The following is a 25670-nucleotide window of genomic DNA, read 5'->3' on the forward strand; positions in this document are numbered from 1 at the left end:
CTTTGGGCTTTTTTGTTCAGGAGGAAAGACTATGAAATGTATTGTCGGTCTCGGGAACCCCGGTAAAAAATATGAAATGACACGACACAACATCGGGTTTTTGGCGATTGATCGCCTGGCGGAGAAACATGGTATTCCATTAAACGAAGCGAAGTTTAATGCCTTGATGGGAACGGGAAGAATCAATGGTGAACGTGTCGTTCTCGTTAAACCGCTCACCTACATGAACTTGTCGGGTGAGGCCGTACGTCCGATTTTAGATTATTATAAGATTGAGATTGAAGATTTACTCGTGATTTACGACGATTTGGATATGGTACCTGGAAAACTTCGCTTCCGTCCAAAAGGGAGTGCAGGCGGACATAATGGGATCAAGTCGTTAATCCAACATCTAGGGACGGCCGACTTCAAACGATTGAAACTCGGCATCGGTCGACCGCCTCACCCGATCAAAGTTGTGGATTGGGTGCTCATGAATTACCGGAAAGAGGATATGGTTTCGTTAAATGAAACGTTAGACATGGCGGTATCTGCGGCTACGGATTTTGTAGATACGGAATGGATCGCGTTGATGAATCGATATAACTAAAGGGTCTGCGTACCCTTTTTTGTCGTATGAGTTGGAGGAAAACAGATGAACGCTTTAGAAAAATTTATGGTGACGTTGCCGGAGACAAATGTGATTCGGGACCGGCTTCAGAAAGTCGATCGCCAACTGGTTACGGGATTGACGACGAGTGCCAAAGCACTTGTATTGGCAGGTTTAGTGAAATCCTCATCGCGCCGCCTCGTCGTGGTCACCCACAATATGTATCAGGCTCAAAAGATGTTTGATCAACTGGAGTCCTTGATCGGTCCGGACAAGACGCTGTTGTATCCGATTGATGAAACGTTGGCCGGGGAGCTTTCCTTGACATCTAGTCCGGAATTACTTGCAGCACGAATCGACGCCAGAACACGTCTCCTCGACCAAACAGGAGGCGTTGTTGTCGTGCCACTCGGAGGGTTACGCCGATTTATACCGGCCCCGCATGATTGGGAGGCGAGTCGAATCCTCATAAAACCGGGACAACATCTTGATTTGTCCTTATTTGCCGCGCAGTTGTCTGCGAATGGTTATGAACGGACCGCGACCGTCACGACGCCAGGCGAGTTCTCGGTGCGGGGAAGTATTTTAGATGTGTACCCCTTGACGGAGTCACGGCCGTACCGAATTGATTTATTCGACACAGAAGTCGATTCGATTTTTACGTTCGATGCAGAAACACAGCGTTCGCTCGGCGTGGTCGCTGAAGCATGCATCACTCCTGCAACGGAATTTGTTGCAACGAAGGAGCAACGGATGCAAGCCGGAAAAGCGTTACGGAAGCAGTACGAACGAACGCGGGAACTCATTGAAAATGAAGTGATTCGTCAAGCGCTTGAAGAAGGGATTGCTCTCGATTTAGAACGATTAGAGCGAGGTGAACTCCCGGACAAAGTTGGCAAATATTCTCCGCTCCTCTATTCGTCAACGTTACTTGATTATATTGGAGAAGATGCGGTCCTCATTCTGGATGAAGTGGCCCGGATTGAAGATGCGGCGGACGTACAGGATCGCGAAGAAGCAGAATGGTTCTCTTCACTCATCGAGAAGGGGGAGGCTGTAAGCAATTACACCCTTTCTGTCCCGATGCATAAAGTGTTCCGAGACCTTAAACAAGTCGCATTTTCACTGTTGCCGTCTCGACGCTCCGGGATTCCGGAGGCGGATACAGTCCATTTGAGTTGCAGACCTTTACCGGCATTCCATGGACAAATGCACTTGTTGAAGCAGGAAGTCGAGCGTTGGCAACAAGGTGACCACCGAATCGTCTTTTTGGCCGGCGATAAATCACGTGCGGATAAAGTGGAAGCCTTGCTTGCGGATTACGGGATTTCTTCGACGTTTATGAATGTGGATGGCGAGCTCGAGCCAAGACGGGTCTCGATCATCATCGGTCAGACGGAAGGCGGATTTGAGCTGTCAACGAGCCGTCTCGTCGTGGTATCGGAAGACGAGTTGTTTAAGCGTGTCACAAAGCGGAGACGCCAAACGAAAAATCTGACGAACGCAGAGCGGATTAAGAGTTATCAGGAATTAAAGCCGAATGACTATGTGGTTCATGTCCATCACGGAATCGGGAAGTATTTAGGCATCAAAACGATCGAAGTCGGTGGAATCCATCAAGATTATCTTCATCTGGTTTATGCCGGTGATGACGCCCTCTACGTACCGGTCGACCAAATTGATTTAGTGCAAAAATATGTTGGAGCTGAAGGTAAAGAACCGAAAATATATAAACTGGGTGGCACCGAGTGGAAGAAAGTAAAATCAAAAGTCGCCAAGTCGGTAGAAGACATTGCGGATGAGTTGATTAAACTGTATGCTGCGCGCGAGGCGTCGGTTGGGTTTGCATTCCCGCCGGACGATGAGGAAATGGATCAATTTGAAGCATCGTTCCCGTACGCGGAAACCGAAGATCAGGTCCGCTCCATCGCTGAAATCAAAGCGGATATGGAACGTTCACGGCCAATGGACCGTTTGCTTTGTGGAGACGTTGGTTACGGGAAAACAGAAGTAGCGATTCGAGCAGCCTTTAAAGCGGTGCTGGCAGGAAAACAGGTCGCATTTCTTGTGCCAACGACGGTGCTTGCCCAACAACATTACGAGACGATGCTTGAGCGTTTCAGTGAATTTCCGATTAATGTATCAGTCATGAGTCGTTTCCGGTCGAAGAGTGAGATGACGGCGACGAAAAAAGGGTTGAAAGAAGGGACGATTGATGTCGTTGTCGGGACGCATCGTGTCCTATCAAAAGATGTGACGTTCGCTAACCTTGGTCTCGTCATTATCGATGAAGAACAACGGTTCGGAGTGAAGCATAAAGAGCGACTCAAACAGTTGAAGACAAATATCGATGTGCTCACACTGACAGCGACCCCAATTCCAAGGACGTTGCACATGTCGATGATCGGCATTCGCGATTTGTCTGTGTTAGAGACACCACCGGAGAACCGATACCCGGTTCAGACATATGTCATGGAATATGACGGTATCGTCTTACGTGAAGCGTTGGAGCGAGAATTGGCACGTGGCGGGCAAGCCTTCTTCCTTTATAACCGGGTGGAAGGGATCGAACGGAAAGCAGAAGAGATTCGTGCTTTGTTACCGGAAGCCCGCATCGCAACAGCGCACGGACGAATGACAGAGAGTGAGTTGGAAAGTCAATTGATCAGTTTCTTAGAAGGAGAAGCAGACATCCTGGTTTCCACTACGATTATTGAGACGGGAATCGATATTCCAAACGTAAATACGTTGATCGTTCACGATGCGGATAAGATGGGATTGTCGCAATTGTATCAACTCCGCGGTCGGGTCGGTCGTTCCAATCGCATTGCCTATGCCTATTTCACGTATCGAAAAGATAAACGGTTGACGGAAGTGGCAGAAAGTCGTTTGCAGGCCATCAAAGAATTCACAGAGCTCGGCAGCGGATTTAAAATTGCGATGCGTGATTTGTCGATTCGTGGTGCCGGCAACCTGCTTGGTGCGCAACAGTCAGGATTTATCGATTCGGTTGGATTCGACTTGTACTCACAAATGTTGTCTGAAGCCATTGAAGAGCGGAAAGACCGGATGCGTGGACAAGCCAAGCAAGTCGTATTCAAGCCTGAAATCGCATTCCAGGCAGATGCGTATATTCCGGATGAATACTTGTCTGATAGCGAGTTGAAAATTGAAATGTACAAACGGTTTAAGTATGTGGATACACCGGAAGCGCTGTTCGCCTTGCAGGACGAGCTGATCGAACGATTCGGTGAATTCCCTGAACCGGTTGCGCTCCTCATCCAACTGACACGCCTGCGGATTTATGGAGAGCTTGCCAAAGTGACTCGAATCAAACAAACCCCTGGACGAATCGAGATTGTGTTGTCTGCCGAGTCCACATCCGCGTTAGACGTCTCTTCCTTTATGGAATGGACGATGCCGCTCGGACGAAAACTCGGAGTAGGACAAGAAAACGGGGCGTTAAAACTGTCACTTAGTGGTCGAATGCCTCTAACTGAACTATTGAATGATGCCGATACTGTACTTGAAGAGCTGATGAAACGGTTGGTAGGCGATGCGGTCTCCAAATAAATTCACACAGGGAGTCGTGTTGTTTGCGCTCGCGGGATACGTGTCGAAGCTGATCAGCTTTGCCTACCGGGTCCCTTATCAAAATATTGCGGGAGACTTCGGGTTATATGCGTATCAAACGGTCTATCCGTTTGCGGCGATCGTGGCATCCCTTGGCATCTATGCCATGCCTGTCGTCATCGCAAAAATTGGTGTCGGGGCGAAAGGTCCACAGCAAAAACAAGAAATATTATGGGGTAGTTTTTATGCGCTGTTCACACTGGCGGCCATTTTAGTCGCCCTCGTATGGGAAATGGCGCCGGCAATCGGGTCCTTGCTTGGCGATGAACAACTCGCACCGGCACTTCGCGTGATTAGCCTCAGTTATTTGCTCATGCCGGCCTTGGCTGTGTTGCGTGGTTCCTTTCAGGCTGTCGACGACTTGAGACCGAGTGCATGGTCGCAAGTGCTTGAGAATTTGACGCGGGTTACTGTCATGCTGACGCTTTTATTTATTGGTGTGAGGATGGGGAAAGACGCCTACGAGCTTAGTCAATACGCCTATATGGCGGCGCTCGTAGGAGGTGTCGTGGCAATCGTCTTTTTAACGTATCAGACAAAAAGTCTTCGTGTCGTCAACGTATCCTGGTCCACATTCCGGCGTGTCCTGCGTTTGCTTGTGACGACCGGATTTGCGGTCGGATTCGCTTCGCTCGGTATACTTTGGATGCAACTGGTCGATTCCTTTACTATCGTGAATTTGATGGGAGGCAGTTACGAGGCGAAAGTGAGTAAAGGGGTGTTTGATCGGGGATACCCGCTCGTTCAATTTGCGATTCTCTTTACAACAACGATTGGAATGGCGAGTGTGCCGAACCTCGTGCGGCATTTTCGGGCTGGTCATATTCAAAAAACGACTCAGGGGTTACGTTCTATGATTCGCGTGACGACAACTGTGGCGGCAGCGGCGACGATTGGTTTGATGGGCGTGATGTTACCGTTGAATATCTCGCTTTTTGAGGACGAGTCAGGAACACAAGCGCTCATCTTGCTCGCCACGAGTACGTTTGCCGCTTCTCTGGCAGTCGTCAGCATGACTTGTCTGCAAGCAATCGATCGCGAATGGGTGGCCGCGCGTGGCATGGTTTTAGCGATTGTAGTGAAAAGTGTGATGAACGGATGGTTAGTTCCGTCGTATGGGATTTCCGGGGCGGCAATCGGAACGTCGATTGCTTTTCTGGCAATGGCTTCGTTCAACTTCAAATCACTCGACCGGTCGATTCCGTTAGGGGCGTTTCGGTTTGGTCACTACAAGCTATTGATCAAAACTTTGCTACCGATGATTGGGATTTTGGTCGGATTAAACTGGCTCGGTAGCAGATGGATTGATTCACGCATCGAAGCGTTCGGATGGCTCATTGGTATGGTCATGATCGGAGCTGGTGTGTATATATGGAGACTAGTCAGAACACATGTGTTAACGACAGGGGAATGGGAGTTGATTCCGTTCGGTAGTCGCTTACTCGATGTATTAGATAAAAAGGAGAACTGATATGGGTTACGGAATTACAGTGGTTGGGTTAGGTGCTGGTGAGTTAGAGCAGTTACCGCTCGGTGTATATCGTCATTTAATCAAGCAACCACTCGTTTGGTTACGCACGAAAGAACATCCTGTCGTTCAGGAATTGGAAGCGGAAGGAGTGGCTTTCGAATCCTTTGACTCGATTTATGAAGCAAACGATACATTTGAAAAAGTGTATGAGCAAATCGTCGAAACACTTCTGGAAAAAAGTGAAGAGATGGCAATCACTTACGCAGTGCCGGGACATCCGTTTGTTGCAGAACGAACGGTTGAACTACTCGTTGAGAGCGGGGCAAACATTCAAGTGATTGGCGGACAGAGCTTTTTGGATGCCATGTTTCAGGCACTTCAAATCGATCCGATCAATGGTTTTCAATTGTTAGATGCGACAGCTCTCGATTTGGAACGTCTGCAAGTCACCCAACACATTTTGATCGGCCAAGTATATGATGGTTTTGTCGCTGGTGACGTAAAAGTTCAGTTGATGGAACGTTATCCGGATGACCATCCTGTGACGCTGGTGACAGCGGCTGGGACGAAACGGGAGAAAATGATGAACATCCCTTTATACGAGATGGACCGGGTCGCAGAGGTCGACAATTTGACCACGTTATATGTCCCGCCTCTCACGGATGAATCGTATTTAGCAAGGGATTTTGCGACACTCAAACAAATCATTGAGACGCTTCGGGGACCGGAAGGCTGTCCTTGGGATCGAAAGCAAACGCACGCCTCGCTTCGGAAATATTTATTGGAAGAAGCCTATGAATTGATTGAGGCTATTGATGAAGAAGATGACGATGCGATGATTGAAGAGCTGGGTGATGTCTTGCTCCAAGTGATGCTTCACGCCCAGATTGGCGCAGACGAAGGGTATTTTGATGTACGCGATGTTATCGGAGCAATCAGTGAAAAAATGGTTCGACGTCATCCCCACGTTTTTGGTGAGGTCACCGTAGAAGACGCGAACGATGTTGTTGCCAACTGGAACGTGATTAAGCAAGAAGAAAAAGGGGAAAAGAAACAATCGCAATTAGACGGCGTGCTCGTTCATCAACCAGCGCTTATGAAAGCAGAGCAACTTCAAAAGAAAGCAGCGCAAGTCGGGTTCGAATGGGACGATGTATCAGGTGCGTTCGACAAGTTGGAAGAGGAATTGAAAGAATGGCGCGCCCAACCTGAAGACGAAACAGAGCTGGGTGATGTGCTGTTCTCCATCGTAAATGTCGCGCGATACTTCGGCATGAACGCGGAGCAGTCATTAGAACGGACAAACCGGAAATTTAAAAAACGCTTTGAATATATCGAGCAGCAGGGCGAAATCGAACAGATGACTCTCGAGCAGATGGATCGGCTTTGGGACGAGGCAAAGGAGAACGGATTATGAGATTAGACAAATTTTTAAAAGTATCACGGCTGATCAAGCGTCGTACATTAGCCAAGGAAGTCGCGGACCAAGGGCGCATTCAGTTGAATGGACAAGTGGCGAAAGCGAGCGCAGATGTAAAAGTCGGTGACGAACTTCAGATTCGATTCGGGAATAAATTAGTCACCGTAGTTATTGATTCAATCGCGGAGCATGCACGTAAAGAAGACGCGAAAGAAATGTATCGTTTAATTAAAGAAGAGAAGATGAACAGTAGTATCGACTCATAAAAAAAAGTATACTTAGTGTATTAAGTCAGATAGGGGGATGATGCGATGAATGGACGAAATCCGATGGATCGACAACGCCGTATTCGGGCGCTTGACGAGCGGAGAGAACAATTAGAAAAAGAAACACATCGACGACGAGTCCATCTTCGACGTCGTTTGGCGACGGCATCGCTCCTATTTCTATTCCTCATGGTGTTGATTGGGCAAAGTTATTTCTCAAAAGTCGGATATGTGTCAGACCAGAAGCAGAAGTTTGCGCAAGCTCAGGTCGAGTTAAGTGAACAGAAGGCGGAGCAAGCTGAGTTGCAAGAACAGGTTGAACGATTGCAAGACGAGGACTACATTGCGAATTTAGCTAGAAATGAGCTGTTGTTCTCAAAAGATGGAGAGATTATTTTCTACTTCTCACCGGAGGAATAACCGGGTTCGTTGACCGTTAACGAATCGACTCGTATAATTGTAGGGAATCAATTAAAAAAGGAGTACATTATTTTATGTCAATTGAAGTAGGAAGCAAGGTACAAGGTAAGGTTACAGGGATTACGCATTTTGGGGCGTTCGTCGAACTCCCGAACGGCAAAACAGGTTTGGTACACATCAGTGAAGTGGCAGATTCTTATGTCAAAGATATCAACGAGGTGTTGACAGTCGGACAAGAAGTCACAGTGAAGGTGTTGAACGTCGAAAACGATGGAAAAATCGGGTTATCCATCAAAAAAGCGGTCGATCGTCCTGTAAGCGAACGTCCGGAACGTCCAGAACGTCCAGCTGGAGAACGCTTCTCACGCGGCCCGCGTCCAGGTGGCCCAGGTCAAGGTCCACGTGGCGGTGGTCCACGCGGTGGTGGTCCACGTGGCGGCGGTCGTCGTGAACAACGTCGTGAACCGGAAACATTCGATACATTGATGAGCAAGTTCTTGAAAGACAGTGACGAGCGTCTTTCAACATTGAAGCGTCAAACTGACTCAAAACGCGGTGGACGCGGAGCCAAACGCGGGTAATCCTTCGTAAACCAATTAGCTTCTACTCGAAACCATATAGGTCTTCTTTAAAAGACGAGTCACGAACTTTACGAGTTCGTGACTTTTTTTCATTTATAAAAAATATTATAAAAAATAACTAAAATAGTTGCTTTTTTTTTAGGAAGAGAGCAAAATAGGGAACATGAAAAAATAGTTATGTTTTATAAGTGAAGGTGGAGAGAAAATGAATGGATGGAAACTATGGACGGCGGAGTGGCGTAGCATCTTTAAGAATCCGCGGATTTTGATTCCGATTCTTGCTGTGGCACTTGTTCCGTTAATGTATGCCGGCATGTTCTTATGGGCGTTTTGGGATCCATATGGACAAATGAAAGATTTGCCGGTCGCCATCGTCAATGAAGACAAAGGGGCAACATTTGAAGGGGAGTCACTTGCAGTCGGTGACGATTTAATTGAAAAGTTGTTAACGTCGGAAGCATTTGAATTCGTCGAAACGACAAAAAAAGAAGCTGAATCGGGATTAAACGATCATAAATACTACATGGCCATTGAAATTCCGAAAGATTTTTCAGAAAAAGCAACAACGGCACTGGATGATCAGCCGGAACAACTCGAGCTCAAGTACATTGCAAATGAATCGTATAACTTTTTAGCCGCACAAATCGGCGGTTCAGCGATGGAACAAGTAAAGGCGGAGCTTTCAACGGAAGTCACAAAACAATATGTGAGTGCGATGAAAGATGGAATCGATGAATTGGCTGACGGCCTGGGCGAAGCGGCTGACGGTGCTTCGACATTAGCGGATGGGTCGACTGCCGCAAAAGATGGAGCGGTCGAGCTAGCCGACGGGACAAAATTACTTGCATCCAAACAACGGGAGTTGGCAGACGGGGCAAGCCGGTTGAATGAAGGGATTGTCCAGCTTGAAACGGGAACGTCCGACCTCGCTGACGGAAGTAAACAAGTCCACGAAGGAAGTACCGTGCTCGCGGAAGGTGTCCATCAACTGGAAGATGGTGCTGTTGAATTACAGGCCGGTACTGGACGTCTTGCGGAAGGAACTGACACGTTTGCTTCTAAGCTCAGTGAGTTACATGAAGGGACGAAAACATTAAACCAAGGCGTACAGGAACTCGCTGGAGGGATTGAACGCTCCAAGGGCGGGACAGAAAAACTTAGTCAAGGTTCACAACAGTTGGCAGGTGCTTTGACTCAAGCGAAAGAAGGAAATGCAGCGCTTGTTGCGGGTCAGACAGATTTAATGAACGGTATTGAACAGATGAAGTCAGGCGTGCTTACAAAACAGGAAGAACTGATTTCGCAACTTTCAGCACTTGCTGATGCCGGTCAATCGGCTACGCCGGAAATGTTAAAAGCGATTGTGGCGCAGTTGAATGAAGGAAAACAAGCGACAGCGGCCGGTTTTGATTCGTTGAGTGCCGGTGCGAACCAAGTGAAAGAGGGTCAATCGACACTTGGCTCAGGGTTGGCTCAGGCTGAAGCCGGTGCAGGAGAACTTGCGTCCGGGTTGGCTGAATTAAACGATGGACAAAGTCAATTGTTAGAAGGGGCTCAGGCGCTTGCGGAAGGCTCGACAAAAGTCGAGCAGGGAACACAAACAGCGGCTGAAAGCTCACAAGAACTTGCATCAGCGAGCAGTCAACTGAACGCGGGTGCAACGAAACTGCAAAGCGGAACAAGTGAGCTTGCTTCGGGCAGTGATCGTTTAGCTACTGCAACCGGTCAGCTTTCAGAAGGCAGTGTGAAACTCGCTGATGGGGCAAAAGATGCAGGAGTTGGAACGAGTGAACTGGCAGATGGTGCTGGTAAACTTGCAGATGGAGGTCAAGAACTTCAAAAAGGAAGTAGTGACCTGGCGAATGGTATGGAAGAACTTTCTTCAGGAAGCAACGAATTGCGTGATGCTTTAGCAGAGGGTGCCGAAGAAGCGAAACTTGGTTTGAGTGAAGACAATGTCGAGATGATGGCCGGTCCGGTCTCATTGGTCGATGATTCAATTCACGAAGTTCCAAACTACGGAACTGGATTCGCACCTTACTTCATGTCGCTCGGTTTATTTGTCGGAGCCCTTCTACTTTCGATTGTATATCCATTATATGATCCGGCAGGACGTCCGAAACGAAGCCTGTCATGGGTCCTTTCGAAATCAGGTGTATTACTTGTCGTCGGTTTCTTCCAAGCCTTGATCTTGGATGTGGCGATGGTGCAACTGCTTGGACTCGAAGTAAGTGAACCGATCACATTCTTTGGATTCAGTTGGTTGATTAGCATTACGTTCTTGTTCATTGTCCAATTACTCGTAACGACACTTGGAAACCCGGGACGTTTTGTGGCAATCATCTTGTTGATCTTACAATTGACGACTTCGGCAGGAACATTCCCGCTCGAATTGATTCCGAAGGCGTTACAACCGTTCAACGCATTGTTGCCGATGACTTACACGGTGGCGGGATACAAAGAAATTCTGTCAGCGGATGGTGCACAGTATTTACAAACGGCAACGGCGTATCTCGCCTTTGTATCGATCGGATGTTTCGCTTTATTATGGGCATATTTCCGAATCGCATGGAAAAAGAAATATCGCACAGTTACAGCAGAAGCATGATTTCAAATCGTAAGAAAATCGTGTATAGTGAGGTAGACGACACTATGCACGATTTTTTTATAAAAAAATATAAAAAAGAATTGACACTCTTGTGGTGACTGGTTATTATAGAAAATGTGCTTAGGACGCAAACAATAACATGGCGGTGTAGCTCAGCTGGCTAGAGCGTACGGTTCATACCCGTGAGGTCGTGGGTTCGACTCCCTCCGCCGCTACCATTTTATTTAGGCCCGTTGGTCAAGCGGTTAAGACACCGCCCTTTCACGGCGGTAACACGGGTTCGAATCCCGTACGGGTCACTTAGCCTAAGCGAAAAGAAGCCATCTCATCTTGAGATGGCTTCTTTTGTTATATCTAAGGAGGGACTTCATGAAAAAGGTGCTTGTCGCAGTGTCAGGTGGTGTGGACTCTGTCGTCCTATTAGATTACCTTGTCAAAAAAGGTTGGGACGTTGGAGTGGCGCATGTACATCATGGATTACGATCAGAATCGGATGAAGAATACGAATTCGTCTCGAATTTATCCCGATCTTACGATGTTCCTTTCCATGGGAAGCGTCTCACTTTTCCAGATGGCGGCTCGCAAGCAATTTACCGTAAAGAGCGGTACCGGTTTTTCGAAGAGTTAATGGACCATTATGGCTATGGAGCGGTCGCAACAGCGCATCATGCAGATGATGAACTGGAAACAGTTCTGATTCAATTGCACCGTAACATGGTAGAGGTGAAAGGGATCTTGAGGTGTCGACCTTTTGGTAGTGGAGAGTTGATTCGGCCGTTGCTAAATGAAACGAAGCAAAGTTTGTTAACGTATGCTGCTTCGCATCAATTGGAGTGGCGGGAGGATCAGTCGAATCAGGACGACACGTATTTACGAAATCAGATCCGACATCGAATCATCCCTCGCTTGAAAGAAGTGTGGCCTGATATTGTGCAAAAGGTAAGTGATGCTGCTGAAATACAAAAGAAGCTTTGGGAAGAACGATACGCGTTTTGCCGGCGTTGGGTAGAGGAGTATGTTGACCTCGAAATGAAAGCGTTTCATGTGAAACTTAAAGATTATTCGACCTTATCCGATTTAGAAAAGTATACAGTGGGTAGACTATTATCTATGCGCTATCAGGTTGAAGTAGGAGAAGGGATAGAAAGGCTTTTCGCAAGTACCAAGTCAACGGCTTTTTACGATGTGTCAGATCGACAGTTCTTTCGGAAGCGAAATGGCGTGCTCAGTTTATTGGAACGAGAGCGCGAAGACATTCCTGCACATCACATCATCGAGGAAATTCCCGCCCGTATTCAATTCGGAAAACAAGTCATTACATTTTGGAAAGAAGAAGGGACGTATGGTATCCCATTAGATGACATACAGTTCCCGTTGACAGTGCGGACGGCCCAACAGGGTGACCGGATCCGCTTACGGATAGGGACGAAAAAAGTCTCGCGTATTTTCATCGATGAGAAAATTGATCGTCTCGATCGTCCACGTGTCCCGTTAATTGTTGACGCCACCGGTCGGGTTATCGCTATAGTAGGGATAAGAGTTTCAGATTTTGTAGACAAGTCGGATGCGATTTGTCTACGATTAATGGTAAAATGATGATTGTGTCGAAACAGAAAGAGGAGGATTTCAAGATGTCATTAAAGAACGATATGGAGAAAATTTTAATCTCGCGTGAAGAGATTCAGGAAAAGGTGAAAGAACTCGCAGGAACACTCAGCGAAGACTATAAAGAAGAATTCCCACTTCTCGTATGTGTATTGAAAGGTGCGATGCCATTCATGTCGGACCTTGTCAAAGAGATGGACATCCACTTGGAAATGGATTTCATGGATGTATCGACGTACCATGGTGGAACATCGTCAACAGGTGAAGTTAAAATCGAGAAAGATTTAAATACATCTGTAGAAGGACGCGACATCTTGATTGTAGAAGATATTATTGATAGTGGGCTCACGCTCGGCTATCTCGTAGATTTGTTGAAATACCGTAAAGCGAAGTCGGTAAAAATCGTGACACTTCTCGACAAACCGACTGGACGTAAAAATGGATTATCAGCAGATTACAGCGGATTTGTCATTCCGCATGAGTTTGTAGTCGGTTATGGTCTTGACTACGAAGAGAAATATCGTAACCTTCCATACGTCGGTGTGCTCAAGCCGAGCGTTTACGGGGGTTAACGTTTTTCTTTTGAAAATGTGACGTGGTAAGATAAAGGAAATACCCAAAGTATAGACATATACTGAATGGGCGAGAACAATGGTTCTCGGAATAGGAGGCAGAGAATGAATCGTGCAGTGAAAAACACATTAGTTTTCGGTGTGATTTTCCTAGCCTTGATCTTGTTCCTTCAATATTTACAGAATCCGAATAGCCAGAGTGAAACACTCTCTTATTCGAAATTCCTGGAATATGTGGAAGATGATCGGATTGAGACGGCAACCGTACAAGAAATCCCGGGGGCGATCTCGATCACAGGCGATCTTTCGGGAGATGAAGACCAGCGTTTTGAAACAAATATTCCGGCCAACGAGGCCGAGTATGCCGAAGTCCTCTCAAGTCTTCGAGCAAATACGGATATTCAAATCGAGGAAGCTGAGTCAAACAGTAGCTGGTTCAGTATCGTTTTCGCGATTTTACCGTTCATCATCATCTTCATCTTGTTCTTCTTCTTGTTGAACCAAGCACAAGGTGGCGGCGGTGGCGGTCGTGTCATGAACTTCGGGAAATCGAAGGCGAAACTGTACGACCAGGAAAAACGTCGTGTCACATTCAAAGATGTGGCGGGAGCAGACGAAGAGAAACAAGAACTCGTCGAGGTTGTCGAATTCTTGAAAGATCCTCGTAAGTTCTCGAAACTCGGTGCCCGTATTCCAAAAGGGGTCCTACTCGTAGGTCCTCCGGGAACAGGTAAAACGCTATTGGCGCGTGCGGTTGCTGGTGAAGCCGGCGTACCGTTCTTCTCGATTTCTGGTTCGGACTTCGTCGAGATGTTCGTCGGGGTCGGGGCGTCGCGTGTTCGTGACTTATTCGAGAACGCGAAAAAGAATGCACCATGTATCATCTTCATTGATGAGATTGATGCGGTTGGACGTCAGCGTGGCGCAGGTCTTGGCGGCGGTCACGATGAGCGGGAACAAACGTTGAACCAATTGCTTGTTGAAATGGATGGATTCAGTGACAACGAAGGGATTATCATGGTTGCGGCGACAAACCGTCCGGATATCCTTGACCCGGCCCTTCTTCGTCCGGGTCGTTTCGACCGTCAAATCACGGTCGATCGTCCAGATGTGAAAGGTCGCGAAGAAGTCCTTAAAGTCCATGCGCGCAACAAGCCGCTCGACTCGACTGTTGACTTGAAATCAATTGCTCAACGCACACCTGGTTTCTCTGGGGCGGATCTTGAAAACCTCTTGAACGAAGCAGCACTTGTTGCTGCCCGTTCGGACCGTGCCGCGATTTCAGTGGTTGACGTGGAAGAGGCGATTGACCGTGTCATTGCGGGTCCTTCTAAGAAGAGCCGCATCATCTCGGATAAAGAACGCAACATTGTCGCGTACCATGAAGCGGGTCATACCATTATCGGTCTGGAGCTTGAAAATGCCGATGAAGTACACAAGGTTACGATTGTTCCACGCGGTAACGCAGGTGGATACGTCGTCATGCTTCCGAAAGAAGACCGTTACTTCATGACAAAACCGGAGCTTGAAGACAAAATTGTCGGTCTCCTTGGTGGACGCGTCGCAGAGGATGTCATCTTCGGTGAAGTATCAACAGGAGCGAGCAATGACTTCCAGCGTGCGACAGGGATTGCTCGGAAAATGGTTATGGACTATGGGATGAGCGACAAACTTGGACCGCTTCAACTTGGTTCGAACCATGGCGGACAAGTTTTCCTCGGTCGTGATTTCCAGACAGAGCAGAACTATTCAGATGCGATCGCACAAGAGATCGATTTGGAAATCCGTGAAATCATTAACCGTTGTTACGCGAAAGCGAAACAAATTCTGACGGAGCGCCGTGAAGACCTCGAGCTCGTTGCGAAAACGTTGCTTGAAGTCGAAACGCTCGACTCGAAGCAAATTCGTCACCTCATCGAGACGCGTGAGTATCTTCCGCACGAACCGGAAGAGGACACTGTGTCGTCTGTCGATTCAGATGATGAGATGAAGAAAGACGAGGCGGCCGTTCAACACGGACAAGTCGTTGATCAACCTGAAGCAGTTCAGGAACAACAACCTGATGTGGTCCCGGAAGGCGATAAACCGGAAGCGACCCCAACAGAACGTCCGAATAATGAATCACGCTAAATGAATAAGACGAATGCCCAGACGAGGCATTCGTCTTTTTTCGTGTTATAATTCGAGCGAACTGTAATTGACAACAAAGTGAGGAACTTTATCATGATTTTAGTGATTGATGTTGGGAATACGAATATTGTACTCGGGATGTATGAGGGTGAAACACTCGTTCACCATTGGCGCATCTCGACAGATCGCACCAAGACAACCGATGAGTACGGTATGCTCGTAAAATCGTTATTTGATCATTCGGACGTGTCGTTTGATCAAGTGGACGGAGTGATCTTATCTTCAGTCGTTCCACCGGTGATTTTTCCGCTTGAACAAATGTCGCAGCGGTATTTCAATGTTCGACCGATTGTCGTGGGTCCAGGTGTGAAAACGGGGCTTGATATTCATGTGGAAAATCCGCGTGAAGTAGGAGCAGACCGAATCGTGAATGCGGTCGCAGGGATTGCGAAATATGATGGACCGCTCATCATCGTAGATTTCGGTACCGCGACGACTTATTGTTATATCGATGAAAAACGACGCTACCATGGCGGGATTATTTCACCGGGGATCATGATCTCAGTTGAAGCGCTGTATCAACGTGCGGCAAAACTACCACGAATTGAACTTGCGACACCGCCGACAGTTGTGGGTAAAAATACAATCCAGGCGATGCAGTCAGGGACGTACTATGGATACGTTGCCCAGGTCGACGGGATTGTCAACCGGATGAAGCGGGAAGTCGGAGAAGCGACGGTCATCGCGACCGGTGGACTCGCGCGCTTGATCAGTGAACACGCTGAGACGATTGACCATGTTGATTCGTTCTTGACGCTCGAAGGGCTACGCCTAATCTATGAGCGCAATCAAAAGTAAACATTTATTTAAAGGAGTTATGAAATATGATTCAACCAGAACAACAAGCATTACTTGATCAAATGAAAGAGGATTATCTCGTTCGCGCACTAGGCTTCAACGGCGAAGTCCGTGCCTTTGCTGCCCGTACGACGAAAACGATTTTTGAAACACAGCTCCGTCACCAAACAACACCGGTCGCATCCGCTGCACTCGGTCGCACGATGACAATCGGCTCAATGATTGGTGCGATGCAAAAAGGTGCCGCACGTGTCACATTGAAAGTTGAAGGCGATGGTCCGATCGGAAAAATTATCGTCGATGCCGATACAGCTGGCGATGTTCGTGGTTACGTGTCTTACCCACGAGTTGATGGCGGCACGTTCGTGAACGAACAAGGATTGACGAAGTTGAAAGTTGGAGATGCAGTAGGTAAAGGGACGATCTCAGTTATTAAGGATTTAGGCCTGAAGGATTATGTGGGCGGATCTTCGGAAATTCAAACAGGTGAGATCAGTGAAGACTTCACTTATTATTTCGCAACATCTGAACAAGTGCCGTCAGTCGTAGGTGCGGGGGTACTGGTATTGCCGGAAGACGAATCAATCCTTGCTGCAGGCGGGATTATCGTTCAATTGCTTCCAAACGCATCTGAAGAGACGGTCCAGGCTTTGGAGAAGGCGCTTCAAACCTTCCCGCCGGTATCGGTATTGATTGGTGAGGAGAAGACGCCTGAAGAAATGTTGGGACTGCTTCTTGGTGATTCGTTGGACGTACTAGACCGCAACCCAATCCAATTTAACTGCACATGTAGCCGTGAACGGATGGAAAACGCGATCATCGGACTTGGAAAAGAAGAAATTCGTCAAATGATTGAAGAAGATGGTGGAGCCGAAGCGGTTTGTCACTTCTGTGGAGAAAAGTATCATTTCACGGCCGATCAATTGGAGACAATGAAACAACAGGCACAATAATCGGCAACGTTCCAAATTGCATATTTTCAATTCGATAGGGTATGATAACAATATCGGAATAGTCGGAATTATGGAGGAGGAAATGTTATGCATATTGTGAATTCGGTGACAGATTTAATCGGTAAAACGCCGATTGTGAAATTGAACGGAATGACTGGACCGGAAGATGCGTCTGTTTATTTGAAACTGGAGTATATGAACCCGGGGTCAAGCGTTAAGGACCGGATTGCGCTAGCCATGATTGAGGCGGCGGAAAAAGAAGGTGTCTTGAAGCCGGGTGACACGATCATTGAACCGACAAGTGGAAACACGGGAATCGGTCTTGCGATGGTCAGTGCGGCAAAAGGATATAAAGCCGTTCTTGTCATGCCGGAGACGATGAGCATGGAACGACGTAACCTGCTCCGTGGTTACGGTGCGGAACTGATTTTGACACCGGGGCCTGAGGGAATGGGCGGTGCGATTCGTCGCGCAACAGAAGAAGCTGAAAAAAATGGCTACTTCTTGCCGCAACAGTTCAATAACGCAGCCAACCCGAATGTGCACGAGATGACGACGGGGCCGGAAATCGTAGAAGCATTTGAAGAGGCTGGCCTGCAAGTCGATGCGTTGATTGCCGGAGTCGGTACAGGCGGTACGATTACAGGTGCCGGAAAAGTGTTGAAAAACAAATATCCTGACGTGAAGATTTTGGCGGTGGAGCCAGTTGATTCACCGGTCCTTTCAGGTGGGAAGCCGGGTCCACATAAAATTCAAGGGATTGGTGCCGGTTTCGTTCCGTCGATTCTGGACACAGAGATTTATGAAGGTGTCATTCAAATCACGACTGAACAAGCGTTTGAACATGCCCGGAAAGCGGCTCGGACGAACGGGGTGCTTGGTGGAATTTCATCTGGTGCAGCCATCGCTGCCGCATTAGATACAGCAAAACGACTTGGTAAAGGGAAAAATGTAGTGGCGATTATTCCTTCCAATGGGGAACGCTACCTCAGCACACCGCTTTACCAATTTGATGAAGAAGCGAACGAAAGTCGCGTCTAACAATTTCAGGCAGGGTTCGGAAGACAATCTCTTTCGAATCCTGTCTTTTCTTGTGTACAATTAGAGGCATGAATGAAAAAACGGAGGAATGGAATTTGAGATCGACAGCGTTTAGAACGAAGCGGATGACGAAACAAAAAATGTATGAGACCTATATGACGTTAACAGCAGATCAATCCCATTATGCGTGGTTGGAGAGTGGACGCGCGGGGCGTTACACGATCGCCGGGATCGAACCGTTTGGTCGTTTACATGTCAAAGACGGCATCGGAACTCTTCAAGTCAATGGACATACTGAGACAATCAAAGGCGAGCCGCTCGATATTTTGAGTGAGGTCCGCTCCCGTTATCAAGCGACACGGCCTGAAGGAGCACCGCCGTTCTTTGGTGGAATGATCGGTTATGTGAGTTATGACGTAGCACGTACGATTGAACGATTGCCGAGTGAGGCGATCGATGATTTAGAGACGCCGGATCTTTCATTTCTTCTGTTCGATGAAGTGGCCGTGTTCGACGAACGTGATGAGTTGTTGTATGTCATGGTGACGTCCGACCAGGATGCTGAACGAAAAGCGGATCGTCTCGCTGCGATGTGGAGTCTTGAAACGCACTATTCCTTTAAACCGGATCAAGAGATTGCCTTAGAACGTACGCGTTCTCTTTCGGAAGAGGCATTTGTTGAGGCGGTAAAACGCATTCAAGACTATATCGTAGAAGGTGATGTCTTCCAGGTGAACTTGAGTGTACGTCAATCAGAACCGCTTCAAGCTGACCCGCGCCGTGTATACGACACGTTGCGCCAGGTAAACCCTTCTCCGTACATGGGATATTTCGTTGATGACTTCTTGACGATGGTGTCTGCATCACCGGAACTATTGATTGAAAAGCACGGCGATGAAATTTCAACCCGCCCGATTGCCGGAACGCGTCCGCGCGGTAAAGATGACGCGGAGGACCTGGAACTGGCCAATACGTTGCTCGACAACGAAAAGGAACGAGCCGAACATGTCATGCTCGTAGATTTGGAGCGGAACGATTTGGGGAAAGTGGCGGCGTACGGAACGGTGCATGTCGATGAATTAATGGTCATTGAAAAATATTCACACGTGCAGCATATCGTGTCGAATGTTAAAGGGAAAATTCGGGACGGTGTGACAGGAGCGGAAGCCCTTGGAGCGATGTTCCCGGGAGGTACGATTACAGGGGCTCCGAAAATCCGGACAATGGAAATCATTGAAGAGTTAGAGCCGGTTCGTCGAGGTTTATATACAGGGTCCTACGGCTGGATGAGTTGGGACGATGACCTCGTGTTCAATATCACCATCCGTACGATGGTTGTCAAAGACGGCTTGGCCCACGTCCAAGCGGGAGCAGGAATCGTGATTGACTCAGACCCCGTCGCTGAATATAAAGAGTCGTTATCGAAAGCGAAGGCGCTATGGACGGCGAAGAAAATGACGGAGGCAAAATCATGATTGTACTGATTGATAACTATGACTCATTTACTTACAACTTAGTTCAATACTTTGGCGAACTCGGTCAGGAGCTTGTCGTCTTTCGGAACGATGAAGTGACGGTTCAGGAGATCGAAGCATTACAACCTAGTTATCTGGTGATTTCGCCCGGACCCTGTACGCCTAATGAAGCGGGCATCAGCATCGAAGCGATTCAGTCGTTTGCGGGCCGTGTCCCAATTTTAGGCGTATGTCTCGGACACCAGGCGATCGCTCAAGCGTTTGGAGGAGAAGTCGTCCATGCGGATCGGTTAATGCATGGAAAAACCTCCCCGATTTCTCATGATGGGAAGACGCTATTCAAAGGCGTGCCTCAACAAACCATCGTGACGCGCTATCATTCTTTAGCGGTGGAACGTGAGTCATTACCGGAATGTTTAGAAGTGACGGCTGAAACGAAGGAAGGGGAACTGATGGCGCTACGCCATAAAACCCTTCCGATTGAAGGGGTGCAGTATCATCCGGAAGCCATCTTAACTGAACATGGGAAGGAAATGATTCGCAACTTTATCGAGGAGTATCGTCATGTGGTATTGGCATAACGGCGAACTGGTGAGACCGGATGAGGCGAATGTTTCCATTGAAGATCACGGTTTTTTATATGGGATGGGATTGTTTGAGACGTTTCGGACGTATGAGTTTACCCCTTTCTTATTTGATCTCCACTGGGAGCGTCTGGTCAAAAGTATGAATGAACTATGGATTGACTTCCCTTATACGAAAGAGCAAATCGAAGAAGCGATTCAAATGGTCGGTCGTAAAAACAATGCTTCGAATCTCTATATTCGGCTCAATGTGTCGGCAGGGGTTGCACCGCTCGGGCTATATGAAGGTCGTTATAGCCAACCGAACGTGTCGCTGATCGTCAAAACACTTCCGGACACGTTTGTTCCCCAGGAAAAACGATTGGAACCTATTCCATTCCCGAGAAGTCGGCCGGAAGCTTCGTTTCGGTTAAAGTCTCATCACTACATGAACAATATCCTCGGGAAACGGGTATTGCAGGACCGGCAAGCGGAAGGGCTTTTCGCCGATGAAGAGGGTCATGTGGTGGAAGGGCTCGTATCAAATGTCTTTTGGGTAGATGCGAATGGTCAACTCTGTACAACGCCACTTTCGAGCGGTGCCTTGGCGGGCGTGACCCGGCAGTGGATGCTGAAAACGTTCGACGTCATTGAGCGGACGGTCACGTTTGAAGAATTGGAAGAGGCATCGGAGATTTGGATGACGAATTCGATTCAGCAAATTGCCCCCGTAACGCATTACGCGAACCGGCTGTACCCGGGCAAACAAGGCGAACGATTCAAGGCGTGCTGGTCAATGTTGATGCACGCGATTCGACAGGAGGATGGAGTATGACGAAAATTATGGGGATCTTAAATGTGACACCGGATTCCTTTTCCGATGGCGGCCGATACACAGCTGTCGAACAAGCGGTGGAACACGCGAGACAATTAGTAGCGGATGGAGCCGAAGCGATTGATGTCGGCGGGGAATCGACAAGACCCGGAGCAAAAACCGTGTCGGCTGAAGAAGAAATCGATCGCGTTGTACCGGTCATTCGAGAGTTGAGACGGAAAATCGAGATACCGATTTCAATCGATACGTATAAACCGGAAGTGGCGAAAGCGGCAATCGAAGCGGGTGCGAACATCATCAATGATGTCTGGGGATCGAAATGGGGAGATCGCTCCATGGCCCATGTCGCAAAAGAATTTGGTGTACCGATCATTCTGATGCATAACCGGGAAAAGCGTGAGTATACCGACTTCATCGAAGAAGTCGTGAATGACTTGCGAGATTCTATTAAAATTGCGCATGAAGCAGGAGTTCAGGACGACCGCATCTGGTTAGATCCGGGTATCGGGTTCGCAAAAGACTATGATCACAATATGGAGCTGATGAATCAACTCGAAGTCGTGACGAATCTAGGCTACCCGGTGTTGTTGGGGACGTCCCGTAAATCCTTTATTGGACAAACGCTCGACTTACCGACAGAGGAGCGGGTAGAAGGAACAATTGCGACGACGTGTCTTGGGATTGTAAAAGGTTGTGAGTGGATTCGGGTTCACGATGTAAAAGAAAACGTGCGGGCCGCTCGCATGATGGACGCCATGTTAGGAGGCGGGAAGCGTGGATAAAATATACGTGAATGGGATGCGTTTTTACGGATACCATGGAGTTTTTGAAGAGGAAAATCGTCTCGGGCAACGTTTCAACATTGATTTGGTGTGTGAAATGGACTTGGCGCCTGCGGGTCAGACGGATAATTTGGATTATGGTGTGAGTTATGCGGGGTTGTATCAATTAACAGAAGAGATTGTGACAGGAGAACCGGTCAATTTGTTAGAGACACTTGGAGAACGTATTGCATCGGCTGTTTTGGCGCACAGTGAGTTGATTCAAAGTGTGACAGTCAAAGTCATCAAACCCGATCCGCCGATTCCGGGACACTATGACTCGGTCGCGATTGAGATGACAAGGAGACGAGCGCAATGATCTATGTAGCACTTGGGGCCAATATCGGCGAACGGGCAAAACAATTGCTGGAAGCCATTCAAGCTATGGAGAAGGCGGGACTGCACATTACGAAACAGTCTTCCGTATATGAAACGGCCCCGGTTGGGTTCGTAGACCAGCCTTCATTTTACAACATGGTCGTTGAAGTGGAGACGACGCTTTCTGCTGATGTGGTTTTGGAATACCTGCAGCGAATCGAGTTGAAGTTGGGGAGGGAACGTTTGTTTAAAAACGGACCGCGGACAATCGACCTTGACATCCTGTTGTTTAACGGGGAAGATATACAATCGAAGCACTTAACCGTACCACATCCTAGAATGCATGAACGTGCTTTTGTGCTCGCCCCGCTCGAGGAGATTGCTCCTGACGTCGAGGTGAAAGGAATGACGATCAGACAGCTGTTCATGAATCTGCCGGATGCAGATCGTCAAGATGTTGTACGATTACAGACACTTGTGAACTTGGTTTAACGTGAGTAAAGGAAGTGGAGTCGTGACAGGCTTTAAAATTGGGAATGTGGATATAAAAAATCGGGCCGTCCTCGCTCCGATGGCTGGTGTAACGAACCCGGCCTTTCGATTGATTGCGAAAGAGTTTGGCGCCGGACTGGTATGTGCCGAAATGGTAAGCGACAAGGGAATTTTGCTCGAAAATGCTCGGACGATGCGAATGCTCTACGTAGATGAACGGGAGAAACCGCTTAGCCTGCAAATTTTTGGAGGTTCAAAAGATACACTTGTCCAAGCGGCACAATATGTCGATCAACATACAAATGCGGACATCATCGATATTAATATGGGATGTCCGGTTCCGAAAGTCACCAAGTGTGACGCCGGTGCGAAGTGGTTGCTTGACCCTGATAAAGTGTATGAGATGGTTAATGCCGTCACGGATGTCGTTGAGAAGCCTGTATCTGTGAAAATGCGTCTCGGTTGGGATGATGAGCACATTTTCATCCTGGATAACGTAAGGGCGGCGCAGTCTGGCGGAGCGGCGGCAATCGCCATCCATGGCCGGACTCGCTCGCAACAATACGAAGGCGTCGCCAATTGGGATTGGATTGGAGAAGCGAAAAAAATTGCGACTGTTCCGATTATCGGGAACGGAGATATCTCTACTCCCCAAGAAGCAAAACATGCGATTGATCATTATGGGGTGGATGCTGTCATGATTGGCCGGGCGGCGCTCGGTAACCCGTGGATGCTTTATCAAACGGTGCAGTATCTGGAAACGGGCGAACTTCCGCCGGAACCTCAGGCACGTGAGAAAATCGATATTTGTATGCTTCACCTTGACCGGTTGAGCGCAATTAAAGGTGAACGGACGGCGGTTCGTGAGATGCGTCAGCATGCGGCCTGGTATTTGAAAGGTTTGAAGGGCAGCGGTCCGATTCGTAAAGAAATTAATGAAGCGGAATCTCGGGAAGCGTTCGCGAGTATTTTATATCGGTTTGTTGAACAAATTGAACGACAACTATTAGAAGTGTGAACTAGTGAAAATAAGGGATTTGTGGTAAGCTTGTTTGGCGAAAAAGTGCACCACAACGAATGAACGGCTTCGGCTGTGCTGTTGGCCATCGGGTCGACAGTTTTTTGTTAGGGATAAACCCAATAAGAACAGAGGAGTGAATGGAATAGTGAGCCACGAGTTAGAAATGAATGACCAAATGCAGGTTCGTTTTGAAAAAATGACTGACATGCGCGAACGCGGGATCGATCCGTTCGGACATCGGTTTGAACGTTCTGCACACGCGGGTGAGTTACATGAACAGTATGAAGAAGTAGAGAAAGAAGCTCTCGCTGAACAGGATGTAGAAGTGACATTGGCTGGTCGTATTATGACGAAGCGCGGAAAAGGAAAAGTTTTCTTTGCGCACGTGCAAGATGTGACGGGCCAAGTTCAAATTTACGTCCGTAAAAATGATGTCGGGGATGAAGCGTTTGATTTGTTCAAGTCTTCTGACCTTGGCGATATCGTTGGAGTAAAAGGGAAGCTCTTCAAAACAAACGTCGGCGAACTTTCGATTCATGTTGAAGAGTTCGAATTGTTGACGAAGGCCCTTCGTCCACTTCCGGATAAATATCACGGTTTGAAAGACGTGGAACAACGTTACCGTCAACGCTACCTTGACTTAATCACGAACCAAGATTCTCGTCAGACCTTCATTTTACGTAGCCGTATCATTTCGGAGATTCGGAACTTCTTGAACCAAAAAGGATATCTAGAAGTAGAAACACCGATGTTGCACACAATCGCAGGTGGAGCAGCTGCTCGTCCGTTCTTGACACATCATAATGCATTGGACATGGAACTCTACATGCGAATCGCAATCGAGCTTCACTTGAAACGCTTGATTGTCGGTGGACTTGAGCGTGTATATGAAATCGGACGTGTTTTCCGTAATGAAGGAATTTCAACACGTCATAATCCTGAATTCACGATGATTGAATTGTATGAAGCGTATGCAGATTACAACGATATTATGGATTTGACGGAAGAATTAGTAGCACACGTTGCGAAAGAAGTTCTTGGTACAACGGATGTACAATATGGAGAAGATACAATCCATCTCGGCATCGGCTGGAAACGTGCGCACATGGTTGACCTTGTAAAAGAGGAAACAGGTGTTGATTTCTGGCAACAGATGACGGACGAGGATGCCCGTGCACTTGCTAAAGAGCATGGTGTCGAAGTACAAGACCATATGACATTCGGTCATATCGTGAACGAATTCTTCGAGCAGAAAGTGGAAGAAACGTTACTTCAACCAACGTTCGTTACAGGTCATCCTGTGGAAGTGTCACCACTTGCTAAAAAGAATGACACAGATCCGCGTTTTACAGACCGCTTTGAATTATTTATCGTTCGTCGTGAGCACGCGAACGCATTTACTGAATTGAATGACCCAATCGATCAACGCGAACGCTTTGAAGCGCAGTTGCTCGAAAAAGAAGCCGGGAACGACGAAGCACATGAATTGGACAATGACTTCCTGGAGGCGCTCGAGTATGGAATGCCGCCAACGGGTGGTTTAGGCATTGGGATCGACCGCCTTGTCATGCTATTGACAAACGCGCCTTCGATTCGAGATGTGTTACTCTTCCCGACAATGCGTCATCAACAATAAAACCAAGTCTGGTCACCGTTATGGTGGCCAGTTTTGTTTTATGATTCGTACCATCTATTGAAAGAATAGTTGCTTTCAAAAGTTCTTTTGAAAAAACTTTTGAAATTACTCTTGCATTTCTTAAATGTGTGAGGTAAAGTAATAAACGTTGCCGCTGATGGCAGCGGGAAGAAAATAAAAAAGTGGTTGACAATTGTGTCGATGACTTGTATTATTTTAAGAGTCGCTAAGAGCGGCAGACGAACTTTGAAAACTGAACGATGAGGCAAAAATAAGTTTTACAATTTTTGAATGAAGCGCAAGCTTCGTCAATTTAAGAGCTATATCAAATTCTTTGGAGAGTTTGATCCTGGCTCAGGACG

At 47.6% G+C, this 25670-nt stretch carries 22 protein-coding genes and 2 tRNA genes; all 24 read left to right on the forward strand.

The genetic code is table 11. The features are described from left to right. Positions 1-31: 31 nt before the first annotated feature. The 24 genes from pth (at position 32) to lysS (ending at position 25308) form a co-directional block, all read left to right on the forward strand. Positions 32-589 carry an aminoacyl-tRNA hydrolase gene (gene pth / locus KNP03_RS13140; RefSeq protein WP_214829985.1) on the forward strand — a complete coding sequence of 186 codons (558 nt, stop codon included), beginning with the start codon at positions 32-34 and terminating at the stop codon, positions 587-589. Between the two features lie 45 nt (positions 590-634). After that, positions 635-4162, forward strand: a complete 3528-nt coding sequence (gene mfd / locus KNP03_RS13145; protein ID WP_214829989.1) for a transcription-repair coupling factor — start codon at positions 635-637, stop codon at positions 4160-4162. Beyond that, positions 4146-5693: a polysaccharide biosynthesis protein gene (locus KNP03_RS13150; protein ID WP_214829992.1), complete on the forward strand. Its 1548-nt coding sequence runs from the start codon at positions 4146-4148 to the stop codon at positions 5691-5693. Before mfd ends, KNP03_RS13150 begins: the two co-directional genes overlap by 17 nt. Position 5694: 1 nt before the next feature. Then, positions 5695-7110 (forward strand): bifunctional methyltransferase/pyrophosphohydrolase YabN, encoded by a 1416-nt coding sequence (gene yabN / locus KNP03_RS13155; RefSeq protein ID WP_214829995.1) that lies wholly within the window; start codon positions 5695-5697, stop codon positions 7108-7110. Next, positions 7107-7379: an RNA-binding S4 domain-containing protein gene (locus KNP03_RS13160; RefSeq protein ID WP_214829998.1), complete on the forward strand. Its 273-nt coding sequence runs from the start codon at positions 7107-7109 to the stop codon at positions 7377-7379. Before yabN ends, KNP03_RS13160 begins: the two co-directional genes overlap by 4 nt. 45 nt (positions 7380-7424) lie before the next feature. Then, a complete protein-coding gene (locus KNP03_RS13165; protein WP_214830001.1) occupies positions 7425-7799 on the forward strand; it encodes an FtsB family cell division protein in 375 nt (124 codons plus the stop codon). 74 nt (positions 7800-7873) lie between these two features. Further along, positions 7874-8380, forward strand: coding sequence for a S1 domain-containing RNA-binding protein (locus KNP03_RS13170; protein WP_214830004.1), 507 nt, complete (start codon positions 7874-7876; stop codon positions 8378-8380). Positions 8381-8585: 205 nt separating this feature from the next. Next, positions 8586-10988, forward strand: coding sequence for a YhgE/Pip domain-containing protein (locus KNP03_RS13175; protein WP_214830007.1), 2403 nt, complete (start codon positions 8586-8588; stop codon positions 10986-10988). 141 nt (positions 10989-11129) lie between these two features. Next, positions 11130-11206: transfer RNA gene (locus tag KNP03_RS13180), tRNA-Met, on the forward strand. A gap of 9 nt (positions 11207-11215) precedes the next feature. Continuing rightward, a tRNA-Glu gene (locus KNP03_RS13185) sits at positions 11216-11287 on the forward strand. Between the two features lie 70 nt (positions 11288-11357). Next, a complete protein-coding gene (gene tilS / locus KNP03_RS13190) occupies positions 11358-12584 on the forward strand; it encodes a tRNA lysidine(34) synthetase TilS (protein ID WP_214830010.1) in 1227 nt (408 codons plus the stop codon). A gap of 35 nt (positions 12585-12619) precedes the next feature. Further along, positions 12620-13165 (forward strand): hypoxanthine phosphoribosyltransferase, encoded by a 546-nt coding sequence (gene hpt, locus KNP03_RS13195; protein ID WP_214830014.1) that lies wholly within the window; start codon positions 12620-12622, stop codon positions 13163-13165. A gap of 105 nt (positions 13166-13270) precedes the next feature. Further along, positions 13271-15295, forward strand: coding sequence for an ATP-dependent zinc metalloprotease FtsH (gene ftsH / locus KNP03_RS13200; RefSeq protein ID WP_214830016.1), 2025 nt, complete (start codon positions 13271-13273; stop codon positions 15293-15295). 93 nt (positions 15296-15388) lie between these two features. Continuing rightward, positions 15389-16153, forward strand: a complete 765-nt coding sequence (locus KNP03_RS13205; protein ID WP_214830019.1) for a type III pantothenate kinase — start codon at positions 15389-15391, stop codon at positions 16151-16153. Positions 16154-16179: 26 nt separating this feature from the next. Next, the gene (gene hslO / locus KNP03_RS13210; protein WP_240544621.1) at positions 16180-17106 is read left to right on the forward strand and encodes an Hsp33 family molecular chaperone HslO; all 927 of its coding nucleotides are present in this window, start codon (positions 16180-16182) and stop codon (positions 17104-17106) included. Between the two features lie 87 nt (positions 17107-17193). Beyond that, positions 17194-18147 carry a cysteine synthase A gene (gene cysK / locus KNP03_RS13215; RefSeq protein WP_214830022.1) on the forward strand — a complete coding sequence of 318 codons (954 nt, stop codon included), beginning with the start codon at positions 17194-17196 and terminating at the stop codon, positions 18145-18147. 95 nt (positions 18148-18242) lie between these two features. Next, positions 18243-19622: an anthranilate synthase component I family protein gene (locus KNP03_RS13220; RefSeq protein ID WP_276313838.1), complete on the forward strand. Its 1380-nt coding sequence runs from the start codon at positions 18243-18245 to the stop codon at positions 19620-19622. Beyond that, entirely contained in the window at positions 19619-20203 is a 585-nt protein-coding gene (gene pabA / locus KNP03_RS13225; protein WP_214830025.1) for an aminodeoxychorismate/anthranilate synthase component II, read from the forward strand. Before KNP03_RS13220 ends, pabA begins: the two co-directional genes overlap by 4 nt. Continuing rightward, positions 20187-21020 (forward strand): aminotransferase class IV, encoded by an 834-nt coding sequence (locus tag KNP03_RS13230; RefSeq protein ID WP_214830028.1) that lies wholly within the window; start codon positions 20187-20189, stop codon positions 21018-21020. The genes pabA and KNP03_RS13230 overlap by 17 nt, the downstream gene beginning before the upstream one ends. Beyond that, entirely contained in the window at positions 21017-21802 is a 786-nt protein-coding gene (gene folP / locus KNP03_RS13235; protein ID WP_214830031.1) for a dihydropteroate synthase, read from the forward strand. Before KNP03_RS13230 ends, folP begins: the two co-directional genes overlap by 4 nt. Continuing rightward, positions 21795-22160: a dihydroneopterin aldolase gene (gene folB / locus KNP03_RS13240; protein WP_214830033.1), complete on the forward strand. Its 366-nt coding sequence runs from the start codon at positions 21795-21797 to the stop codon at positions 22158-22160. The genes folP and folB overlap by 8 nt, the downstream gene beginning before the upstream one ends. Beyond that, positions 22157-22651: a 2-amino-4-hydroxy-6-hydroxymethyldihydropteridine diphosphokinase gene (gene folK, locus KNP03_RS13245; protein ID WP_214830035.1), complete on the forward strand. Its 495-nt coding sequence runs from the start codon at positions 22157-22159 to the stop codon at positions 22649-22651. Before folB ends, folK begins: the two co-directional genes overlap by 4 nt. A 79-nt stretch (positions 22652-22730) precedes the next feature. Beyond that, a complete protein-coding gene (dusB, locus tag KNP03_RS13250; RefSeq protein WP_240544625.1) occupies positions 22731-23669 on the forward strand; it encodes a tRNA dihydrouridine synthase DusB in 939 nt (312 codons plus the stop codon). Positions 23670-23817: 148 nt separating this feature from the next. Continuing rightward, complete coding sequence (gene lysS / locus KNP03_RS13255) at positions 23818-25308, forward strand: lysine--tRNA ligase (protein ID WP_214830039.1); 1491 nt, start codon at positions 23818-23820, stop codon at positions 25306-25308. Positions 25309-25670: the final 362 nt, after the last annotated feature.

Source organism: Exiguobacterium algae (assembly GCF_018617875.1).
In the GTDB taxonomy this organism is placed as follows: domain Bacteria; phylum Bacillota; class Bacilli; order Exiguobacteriales; family Exiguobacteriaceae; genus Exiguobacterium; species Exiguobacterium algae.

Bases quoted from the DNA above. Each gene is read 5' to 3' on its own strand.
- hslO (WP_240544621.1), top strand. From the start codon at position 16,180: ATGATTCAACCAGAACAACAAGCATTACTTGATCAAATGAAAGAGGAT.
- KNP03_RS13205 (WP_214830019.1), top strand. From the start codon at position 15,389: ATGATTTTAGTGATTGATGTTGGGAATACGAATATTGTACTCGGGATG.
- KNP03_RS13175 (WP_214830007.1), top strand. From the start codon at position 8,586: ATGAATGGATGGAAACTATGGACGGCGGAGTGGCGTAGCATCTTTAAG.
- KNP03_RS13165 (WP_214830001.1), top strand. From the start codon at position 7,425: ATGAATGGACGAAATCCGATGGATCGACAACGCCGTATTCGGGCGCTT.
- yabN (WP_214829995.1), top strand. From the start codon at position 5,695: ATGGGTTACGGAATTACAGTGGTTGGGTTAGGTGCTGGTGAGTTAGAG.
- pth (WP_214829985.1), top strand. From the start codon at position 32: ATGAAATGTATTGTCGGTCTCGGGAACCCCGGTAAAAAATATGAAATG.
- tilS (WP_214830010.1), top strand. From the start codon at position 11,358: ATGAAAAAGGTGCTTGTCGCAGTGTCAGGTGGTGTGGACTCTGTCGTC.
- KNP03_RS13150 (WP_214829992.1), top strand. From the start codon at position 4,146: ATGCGGTCTCCAAATAAATTCACACAGGGAGTCGTGTTGTTTGCGCTC.
- KNP03_RS13230 (WP_214830028.1), top strand. From the start codon at position 20,187: ATGTGGTATTGGCATAACGGCGAACTGGTGAGACCGGATGAGGCGAAT.
- KNP03_RS13170 (WP_214830004.1), top strand. From the start codon at position 7,874: ATGTCAATTGAAGTAGGAAGCAAGGTACAAGGTAAGGTTACAGGGATT.
- pabA (WP_214830025.1), top strand. From the start codon at position 19,619: ATGATTGTACTGATTGATAACTATGACTCATTTACTTACAACTTAGTT.
- ftsH (WP_214830016.1), top strand. From the start codon at position 13,271: ATGAATCGTGCAGTGAAAAACACATTAGTTTTCGGTGTGATTTTCCTA.
- KNP03_RS13160 (WP_214829998.1), top strand. From the start codon at position 7,107: ATGAGATTAGACAAATTTTTAAAAGTATCACGGCTGATCAAGCGTCGT.
- dusB (WP_240544625.1), top strand. From the start codon at position 22,731: ATGGCTGGTGTAACGAACCCGGCCTTTCGATTGATTGCGAAAGAGTTT.
- cysK (WP_214830022.1), top strand. From the start codon at position 17,194: ATGCATATTGTGAATTCGGTGACAGATTTAATCGGTAAAACGCCGATT.
- folP (WP_214830031.1), top strand. From the start codon at position 21,017: ATGACGAAAATTATGGGGATCTTAAATGTGACACCGGATTCCTTTTCC.
- hpt (WP_214830014.1), top strand. From the start codon at position 12,620: ATGTCATTAAAGAACGATATGGAGAAAATTTTAATCTCGCGTGAAGAG.
- mfd (WP_214829989.1), top strand. From the start codon at position 635: ATGAACGCTTTAGAAAAATTTATGGTGACGTTGCCGGAGACAAATGTG.
- folK (WP_214830035.1), top strand. From the start codon at position 22,157: ATGATCTATGTAGCACTTGGGGCCAATATCGGCGAACGGGCAAAACAA.